Here is an 8,290-nt window from a genome sequence, read left to right as displayed (position 1 = left end):
GGGTGGTCGAAGGCGAGGGTGACGGGCAGCCGCAGTCCGGTGGCGGCGGTCAGCCGGGCGTGCAGATCGACCGTGGCGAGGGAGTCGAAGCCCAGGTCGAGGAAGGGACGCTCGGGGTCGAGGAGGTCCGGTGCCTTGTCCTTCAGGGCCTGTTCGACGATCTCGCCGACCCAGGCGGTGAGGGCGTCGGCGCGCTCGGCCTCGGGGAGCGCGGCGAGCCGGTCACGCCACGGGGACGCCCCTTCGGGGCTCCTCCCCCCGTTTTCGGTGTGCTCGGGCGTGAAATCCACGGACTCACTCACCATCGCGCGCCCCATTACCCTCGCAGACATAACACCAAGACCGTACGTCAGCTTTACACAGGGCAGGGCGGCTAGAAACCCCTTCAAACCCCCTATGGACCCCTATCATCCCTTTGGGGTCCCGTATCCGAGGGGCATCGCGCAATGGCCGCCGTTAATTCACCAGAGTGCATGAGAATTCCGGTGGCGACAAGGATCTCGAGCAAATAATGCGCCCAGTATTCAATTTTTTCAGAGGTGCGGGGGTTCAGAGGTGGAGGGGTTCAGAGGTGGAGGGGCGGCCTTTCGGTCCGCCCCTCCACCTCTCGGGGGATCGCCAGTTGGTCTCGGGGTGGTCAGCCGCGGTCGGGGGCCCTCTCGATGAACGGGGCCAGCAGCCCCGGTACCGCGGTCTCGGCAAGGGCGATTCCCTGGCCTTCGGTCAGGTCGTGGACGTGGTAGACCCCTTCGCCCGCGGCGGTGGTGGCGCCGAGGGTGATCAGCCCGGCCCGGCGCTGGAAGGGCGTCCGGGAGAGCTTCCAGCCGATGATCCCGTCGCGCTGGAGGGCGACGGTGCGGCGGGCGAACGCGCCGGAGCACGCGGCCAGATAGCGGTCGCGCAGTCCGTGGCCGAGGCTGTGGTAGGCGCTGAAGGCGAACGCCACCAGGACCGGCACCAGCACCACACCGGTGATCACGCCGGTGATGACGAGCCAGCGGCCCAGCCACAGACCCAGGCCCACCGGGACGGCCGCGATCAGGACCGACCACATGAGGGCGCGGTTGATCCGGCGCCGCAGGGCCGCCTTGGGGTGCGGGAGTAGGCCCTTGCGCTCGATCAGCCCGGGGCCGGTCGGCAGCGCCTGGGCGGCGACCCGCATGGCCTCGTCGCGCGGGGTGGGCGGGGTCAGTCCGCGGCGCCTGCGGTTGTCCTCCTGGTTGCCCAGGCCGCTGGCGACGGCGTTGAGCTTGGCGCCCTTGGCCCAGCGGAGCGGGACGGGCTCGACGAGTTCGAGGCCGCGCAGATGGCGCTCCTCGATGCTCACGGACCGGGTGGCCAGCAGGCCGCGGCGGATGCGGAGGATTCCGCCGTCCTCGCGGCGCAGTTCGTAACCGGCCCAGTTCTCGATGTAGGTGGCGGTGGAGCCGATCATGCCGAGGACGGCGATGACGACGGCGGCCAGCAGGATTCCGTACCAGAGCGGAATGGTGCCGAAGCGGTCCTCGAGGTCCTTGACGACGCCGAGGTCCAGCGGGTTCACCTGGAGCTCGCTCAGCGTGCGGTACGTACTGGCCGCGGCGATGAAGACACCGCCCACGCCCCATACGGTCAGCGGGCCGTAGCGCAGCCAGGACCAGTCCAGCCGGCTGAGCACACCGTCGCTGTCGGCCACCGGCCGGGCCCGGCCCGCGTCGCGCAGGGCGATGATCTGGCGGCGCAGCTCCACCGCCTCGGCCTTGGTGATGCCGTCGAGGGCGAGCCTGCGCGCGGCGGCGTCGCTCTGGTCCCCGCTGTCGATGCGCAGCGTGGTGAGGCCGAAGACGCGGTGGACCGGGTTGGCGGTGACGTCGACACCGCGGATACGGCCGATCGGGACCGAGCGCTCGCTGCGGAAGAGCAGTCCGGTGTGGAGCTCGAAGCGGTCCTCGGTGAGCCGGTAACGGGTGGTGAACAACCGCATCAGCCCGATGCCGCTGATGACCAGGAAGGTCACGAACAGCGAGCCGAGGGTGATGATGACCTGGAGGTTGGTGTCGCCTCCGGTGACCGCGAGGCCGGCCAGGAACATGGCCACCGGCGCGGCGAGGATGGAGAGGTTGACCAGGAGCAGCCGCCCGTTGAGCCGCCCCCAGTCGCGGCCGGCCGCGTGAGAGGACGGCCGCACGGTGGTCTCGGAGCTCATGTGGCGTCTCCCGGCACGGCCTGGGTGGACTTGGCCAGGTGCTCCACCAGGTCCCCGGCGAGCTTGTGGTCGATGCCCTTGATCTTCACCGCGCCCGCGGCCGATGCGGTGGTCACGGTGACGCCGGAGAGCCCGAACATCTGCTGGAGCGGGCCGCGCAGGGTGTCCACCGTCTGGACCCGGGACAGCGGCACGACCCGCCACTGCTGCCAGAGCCAGCCGGAGGCCGCGTAGACCGCCTCGTTGGTGGCCTCCCAGCGGTGGACCCGGTAGCGCCAGGCCGGCATGACGGCCATGTAGAGCAGCCCGGGGACCAGCGAGATCAGCGTGGCCCACATGAAGAACTCACGCGTGGGGGGAATGGAGGCCCACAGGATCCCGAAGACGAGCGGCAGGGGCAGGGCGAAGAGTGCGGACTGCAGCGTCCACCAGCCGATCGCACGGCGGTCGACCCGGTGCCGAGGCGGTCGGAGCCTCAGATTGTCATGGCGTTCCACTGCTTCACCCTGCTCTTGCGTCTGACGGGTACCGGGGCGGGGCCCGGCGGGGGTTGGTGGACTATGAAATCAGGCGGCTCAGACCGACGCACCGGTGGCGGTCTGCTGCGGCAGCTGACCGCTTCCGGTGTGCTGGCCCTTCAGCTTGCGCATCTTGGCCAGCAGTACGGCGGTTCGGGTCAGCACCATGGCCAGCGACATGAAGACGAAGGCATTGGCGTAGGTGTCCTGGCCGCTGATCTTGTAGTCGATGGAGAACTTGACCAAATCCATGGTGAACCAGTGCTCGGCGCCGTAGGCGAAGAGGATGCGTCCGCCGGAGAGGACGATCCACACCAGGGCGTAGCCGATGCCACCGATGGTGTAGAGCTCACCGGACGTGGCGTCCTTGTAGGCGGGCAGCAGCACCCCGGCGATCAGACCGCAGATGACGCCGGTGCCGACGCCCACGAGCTGCAGGGAAATGTCATTGCCCTTGGTCGGGAAGGACTCGACGAAGATCGCGATGACCACGGCCACGGCGATGACCGAGCGCACCATCCGCATCGTGGTGATGCGGCGGCGGCCGATGTCGGTCGCCAGGATGATGATCAGGATCGTGCCACTGGCGATCAGTGCGGACATGAACTGGCTCATCTGTGGCATATGCGACGTTCTCCAAGCCGAACGGGGATGTGCGTTCGGTGTGACGGTTCTCCGCCTCACCTAGGTCAACGCTAGAAGCGGGCCCGCCACCGCGAGACGACTGAACGGTGGGTTCTGGCTGTCAACCGTCCGGTGGACACGGTGGACACGCGTGGTAGTACTGAGCCGTGCGCAATCACTCTCCGGGGGACGGCTCGCAGACCGGGGCGTACTACGGTCCCGAGTCCGGCACCCGCTGGTTCGGCCTGTGGGACGGCTTCTTCGCCGTCTCCTATCTCGTTACGGCGGTCCTGCTCTTCCTCTCCGGCGGCTCGCAGGTCAACCACTCCATCCCGATCGCCGCGCTGACCCTGACCGTGCCCTGGTACGCGGCGGTCGGCCGGACGCTGATGATCGAGGACACCTACGGCCCGCGGAACCTGGTCTTCGCGGCGGGCCTGGTGACGCTGTTCTGTCTCACCACGGCGTTCAACCTCGTCGGCGCGTTCGCGCTGTTCGCCGTCATCCCGATGCTGATCATGAGCCTCCCGATGGCCTCGGCGGTGGTGCTGGCCACGGTGGCCAATCTCTGTCCCGTACTGGTGGTGGCGTTCACCGGTGAGGATCTGGGGCTGAGCGTCCTGGGCGTGCTGCCCATCTCCCTGCTGAGCATCGCGCTGTCGGTGCTGCTCGGGATGTGGATCAAGCGGGTGGTGCGGCAGAGCAAGGAGCGCGGGCTGCTCATCGAGGAGTTGCGGCGCAGCCAGGAGCGGGTGGCCCGGCTCTCCCACGAGGCCGGTATCTCGGCCGAGCGCGAGCGGCTGGCCCGGGAGATTCACGACACCCTGGCACAGGGCCTGACCAGCATCATCAGCCTGGTGCAGGCGGCCGAGTCGGAAGTGCGCGAGACCCCGGACCAGGCGGTGAACCATCTGTCGCTGGCCGGGCGGGTGGCCAAGGAGTCGCTCGCCGAGGCCCGGGACTTCGTGGCCGCCCTCACCCCGCCCGCGCTGCGCGGCGGTTCGCTCTCCCAGGCGGTGCGGCGGCAGGCGGAGGGGCTGATCGCCGAGACCGGCCTGGAGGTGCGGTGTTCGGTGATGGGCGAGGAGAAGTCGCTGCCGATGGCGGTGAGCGTGGTGCTGCTCCGTACGGTGCAGGAGGCCATCGCCAATGTGCGCAAGCACGCCAAACAGGCCCGCACGGTCGATGTGACCGTGGTCTTCGACCAGGGCGGGGTCCGGCTGCTGGTCCGCGACGACGGCGAGGGGTTCACCCCGGACGGCACCCAGGAAGGCTACGGGCTGCGCGGGATGCAGGCCCGGGTGGAGGAGATCGACGGGGTGGCGTCCGTCACCAGCGGCCCCGGGCGGGGCACCACCGTGGAGGTGAGCGTGCCGATGACGGCGCTGGCCGGGGAGACAGTGAATGGCTGAGGGTACGCCGGGCGGGCCGAGCCCGATCAGGGTCCTGCTGGCCGACGACCATCCCGTGGTGCGGGAGGGGCTGAGCGCCATGCTGGAGTCCGCCGAGGGGATCACGGTGGTCGGACAGGCCGGTTCCGGTGAGGAGGCGGTGGTCCAGGCGGTCGCGCTGCGGCCGGACATCACCCTGCTGGATCTGCGCATGGGCGGGATGGACGGGGTCGAGGCCACCGGGCAGATCCTGCGCCAGGTGCCGGGCTGCAAGGTGGTCATCGTGACCACGTACGAGGACGACTCCGACATCCTGCGCGCGGTGGAGGCGGGCGCCGCGGGCTATCTGCTGAAGGGCAGTTCACGCCAGGAGCTGATCGACGCGGTGCAGACCGCGGCGCGTGGCGAGACCGTGCTCACCCCGTCCCTCGCGGGCAAGCTCTTCCGCACCCGGGCCCCCGAGCCGTCCCCGCTCTCCGGCCGTGAGCGCGAGGTGCTGCGGCTGGTCGGCCGCGGGCTGACCAACGCCGAGATCGGCGCCGAGCTGTTCGTCAGCGAGGCCACGGTCAAGACGCATCTGCTGCGGTCATTCAAGAAGCTCGGAGTATCCGACCGCACGGCGGCGGTGATGAAGGCCATGGAACACGGCCTACTGAACTGAGCGGGGCTCCGTCACGCTTCCGGCCCCTTGGGTCTTCCGGCGAACCGAGCCCCACATCAAACCGTGCCCGTGAGGCTGCTGTCGGAGAGCTTCGCGGGGAGGTCGCGGCGGCGCTTGACGTTCAGCTTGCGGTAGATGCGGGTCAGGTGCTGCTCGACCGTGCTGACGGTGACGAACAGCTTGGAGGCGATCTCCCGGTTGGTGTTGCCGTGCGCGGCCAGCACCGCGATCCGCACCTCCGCCTCGGTCAGCGCCTCCACATCGCGCTGCGCCTCGGTCGCCCCCTGGCCCGGCTGCGCGGCGGCCGCCGCGAGTTCGCCGGGGTCCGCGTGCCGGGGCATCAGCTCACGGCAGAGCGGATCGGCGCCGCACGTCTTGGCCACGTGCCAGGCCTTGCGGACGAGCACCCGGCCCCGGTTGAAGTCGCCCAGCGAGCGGTAGGCGCGGCCGAGTTCACCGAGGGCGACGGCCAGCTGGATGCGGTCCTCGCCGCCCTCCAGGATCTCCACGGCCTCCTTGAGCCGGGACACCCGGCGCTTGAGCTCGTCGGTGCGGGCGAGCACGACCAGCAGGGCGCCGCGCAGCCGGGCGTCCCCCGGGCCCAGCCGCAGCTGCTCCTCGGCCAGCGCACGGGCGCGCCCCGGGTCGCCGAGGGCCAGCCAGGTCTCGGCCGCGTCCAGCCGCCAGGGGGTCAGCAGGGGGACGTCCATCCGCCATGCGCCCATCAGCTCACCGGCGGCCGTGAAGTCGCCGAGCGCGGCGTGGTAGCGGCCGGTGGCCAGATGGCAGCGGCCCCTGGCCCGCAGGTAGAACAGTCCGGGGAGGGTCTGGAAGAGCTCCTCGGGCAGGGGCTGTTCGAGCAGCGCCATGGCCTCGTCGTAGTGGCCCATCCCGGTCTCGGCCTGGATCAGGGTGGACAGCAGCAGTCCCAGCCCCAGGCCCCAGCCCTGGACCGAGATCCGCGACATCGCGGTGCGCGCCTGGTGCGCGGCGACCTGCAGATCGCCCTGGCGGAGGGCGATTTCGGCCCGTACGGCGGCCAGCAGCGCCTGCCAGGTGGGCACGCGGCGGGAGGAGCATTCGCCTTGTAGCCGCTCGCACCAGGACAGGGCGAGGTCGAGCCGGCCGGCCAGGACGAGCGCCATCAGCGCGACGACCAGCGGCTGGAGGGTGCTGTCGCTCAGGTGGTAGCGCTGGAGCACCCGCTCGGCCTCGATGACGGCCCGGTCGGCCTGGCCCTCGGTGAGCACGGCGGACATGGTGGCGGCGGCGTGGGCGTGGGCCAGGTCGGCCATGTCGCGCGGGGCTCCGGCGGTGGCGCCGGTGGCGCCGGTCCCGACGGTGGGGAGGCGGTCGCGCAGCGGGGGGCTGAGCATGGTCAGCCACTGGGCGGAGGCGGAGACGGCGGCGGTCATCGCGAGGTCGTCGCCGGTGGCGGCCGAGCGGGCCAGCGCGGAGACGGCGCCGGCCGCCGCATCCAGCCGTCCCGACCAGGCGAGGTAGGAGGTGATCGGGGCGACGTCGCGCGGGGCGAGCCGGCCCCGCTCGGCGCCCTCGGTGAGCTCCGGCAGATGGCTCTCGGCGGCGGCCGGGCCGATCCGCCAGGCGACGCTGACCAGCCGGGCCTTGAGCGCGGTGCGCTCAAGGCCGGGCGCGCAGGCGTGGTGGGCGCGTTCGAGGCAGCGGAGCGCGAACTCCAACTCCTCCTCGACCAGGGCGAATTCGGCGGCCTCGCGCAGCACGGGGACGGCCCAGCGCTCGGCGTCCTGCCGGGCGGAGACCAACTGGCGGGCCACGTCGAGCGCGGAGGCGCCGTCGGCGTGCAGCAGCCGGGCGGCGCGGGCGTGCAGTGCGCCGCGGGCGGCGGCGGGGGTCGCGTCGAGCACCGCGGTACGGGCCACCTCGTCGCGGAAGGCGTTGTGCTCCAGGATGGCGCACTGGTGCAGATCCTGGGCGCCCTGCTGGACCGTGCTGGCGCTCAGGTCGAGGAGTTGGCCGAGCAGCCGTGGGGAGCGGGCGTCACCGAGGACGGCGACCCCGCGGGCGATCCGCAGCACCTCGGGCTCGCCGCGGTGCAGACAGCCGAGGACGGCGTGGGCGAACGCCTCGCCGGGCGCCGGGCGCTGCTGGGCCTCGCCGTGCTCGCCGACGGTCCGCCAGTCCTCCAGCAGGGCGCGCAGCAGCAGCGGGTTGCCGCCGGAGACGCGGTGGCATTCGGGGGCGAGGCGGGCGGCGACGGTGGCGGACAGGGTGCCGGACAGCGCCTCGGCCACGCCCGACTCGGTGAGCATGTGCAGCCGCATGCGCACACAGTTGGGCTGGCGGAGCAGCTCGGCGTGGAAGGTGAACTGTTCCTGACGGAGCCGGGGGGATTCGGTGAGGACGATGAGAACCTTCGCCTGACGCACCCGGCGGGCCAGGTGGAGCAGGAATTGCAGGGACTGGGCGTCACCGCAGTGCACATCGTCGACAAGGACGACAAGTGTGCGATCGTCGACCATTCGCAGCAGCGCCGAGGAAATCTGGGACATCACGTGCATGCGTCCCGCGGCGGTGGATTCCAGCGCGTTTCCGTCAAGCAGCGCGATCACTTCGGATCGCACATCGGCGGGCATCGCACCGTTATCGAAAACCTTTCGGACAATTCCGAAGGGAAGGTCTCGCTCGGCCCGCGAACCGGTCGCTTCCAGGAGCAACGCACCGCTTTCGATGGCCTGTTCGGCAAAGGTGTTCAGCAGTGTGGTCTTGCCACTGGCCACCGCACCGCTGACAAGAGCCAGCCGACCCCGGCCGTGCGTCACGCCGCGCAGCATTTCACGCAGCGCGGAGAGGTGGTTCTCCCATTCGAAGAGGTTCGCAGGCAAAGAATTCATCCCCCGATGAAGCCACCTGATGCCCCCAGCGGGCCGCC

Annotated in this window: 6 protein-coding genes and 1 pseudogene; 2 read left to right on the top strand and 5 right to left on the bottom strand. The window is 70.7% G+C overall.

The window, feature by feature from the left end:
• Positions 1-32 precede the first annotated feature (32 nt).
• From ACMTAK_RS52700 to ACMTAK_RS32160, 4 genes and pseudogenes are all read right to left on the bottom strand, one after another.
• Positions 33-305, bottom strand: a pseudogene (locus ACMTAK_RS52700) (acyl carrier protein); the annotation flags it as partial.
• Between the two features lie 332 nt (positions 306-637).
• Entirely contained in the window at positions 638-2,185 is a 1,548-nt protein-coding gene (locus ACMTAK_RS32170; protein WP_413809409.1) for a PH domain-containing protein, read from the bottom strand.
• On the bottom strand, positions 2,182-2,682 hold the full coding sequence (locus tag ACMTAK_RS32165) for a PH domain-containing protein (protein ID WP_413809408.1): 501 nt from the start codon (positions 2,680-2,682) through the stop codon (positions 2,182-2,184). Before ACMTAK_RS32165 ends, ACMTAK_RS32170 begins: the two co-directional genes overlap by 4 nt.
• Before the next feature lie 78 nt (positions 2,683-2,760).
• On the bottom strand, positions 2,761-3,306 hold the full coding sequence (locus ACMTAK_RS32160; protein WP_413809407.1) for a hypothetical protein: 546 nt from the start codon (positions 3,304-3,306) through the stop codon (positions 2,761-2,763).
• A 188-nt stretch (positions 3,307-3,494) separates the two neighbouring features.
• On the opposite strand from ACMTAK_RS32160, the gene ACMTAK_RS32155 reads away from it, so the two are divergent.
• Together ACMTAK_RS32155 and ACMTAK_RS32150 are read left to right on the top strand one after the other, a co-directional pair.
• Positions 3,495-4,739 (top strand): sensor histidine kinase, encoded by a 1,245-nt coding sequence (locus ACMTAK_RS32155; protein ID WP_413809406.1) that lies wholly within the window; start codon positions 3,495-3,497, stop codon positions 4,737-4,739.
• Positions 4,732-5,379 carry a response regulator transcription factor gene (locus ACMTAK_RS32150; RefSeq protein WP_413809405.1) on the top strand — a complete coding sequence of 216 codons (648 nt, stop codon included), beginning with the start codon at positions 4,732-4,734 and terminating at the stop codon, positions 5,377-5,379. Before ACMTAK_RS32155 ends, ACMTAK_RS32150 begins: the two co-directional genes overlap by 8 nt.
• A gap of 56 nt (positions 5,380-5,435) precedes the next feature.
• Here ACMTAK_RS32150 and ACMTAK_RS32145 read toward each other — a convergent pair whose 3' ends face one another.
• The gene (locus ACMTAK_RS32145; RefSeq protein WP_413809404.1) at positions 5,436-8,252 is read right to left on the bottom strand and encodes a helix-turn-helix transcriptional regulator; all 2,817 of its coding nucleotides are present in this window, start codon (positions 8,250-8,252) and stop codon (positions 5,436-5,438) included.
• Positions 8,253-8,290 lie beyond the last annotated feature (38 nt).

The organism is Streptomyces lacaronensis (assembly GCF_047337785.1).
Classification (GTDB): Bacteria; Actinomycetota; Actinomycetes; order Streptomycetales; family Streptomycetaceae; genus Streptomyces; species Streptomyces lycopersici.
The sequence above is the reverse complement of the archived record's forward strand: the minus strand, read 5'-3'. Positions and strand labels throughout refer to the sequence as shown.

Excerpts from the sequence above, each read along its gene's own strand:
- ACMTAK_RS32160 (WP_413809407.1), bottom strand. The coding sequence starts at position 3,306 with ATGTCCGCACTGATCGCCAGTGGCACGATCCTGATCATCATCCTGGCG.
- ACMTAK_RS32170 (WP_413809409.1), bottom strand. The coding sequence starts at position 2,185 with ATGAGCTCCGAGACCACCGTGCGGCCGTCCTCTCACGCGGCCGGCCGC.
- ACMTAK_RS32145 (WP_413809404.1), bottom strand. The coding sequence starts at position 8,252 with ATGAATTCTTTGCCTGCGAACCTCTTCGAATGGGAGAACCACCTCTCC.
- ACMTAK_RS32150 (WP_413809405.1), top strand. The coding sequence starts at position 4,732 with ATGGCTGAGGGTACGCCGGGCGGGCCGAGCCCGATCAGGGTCCTGCTG.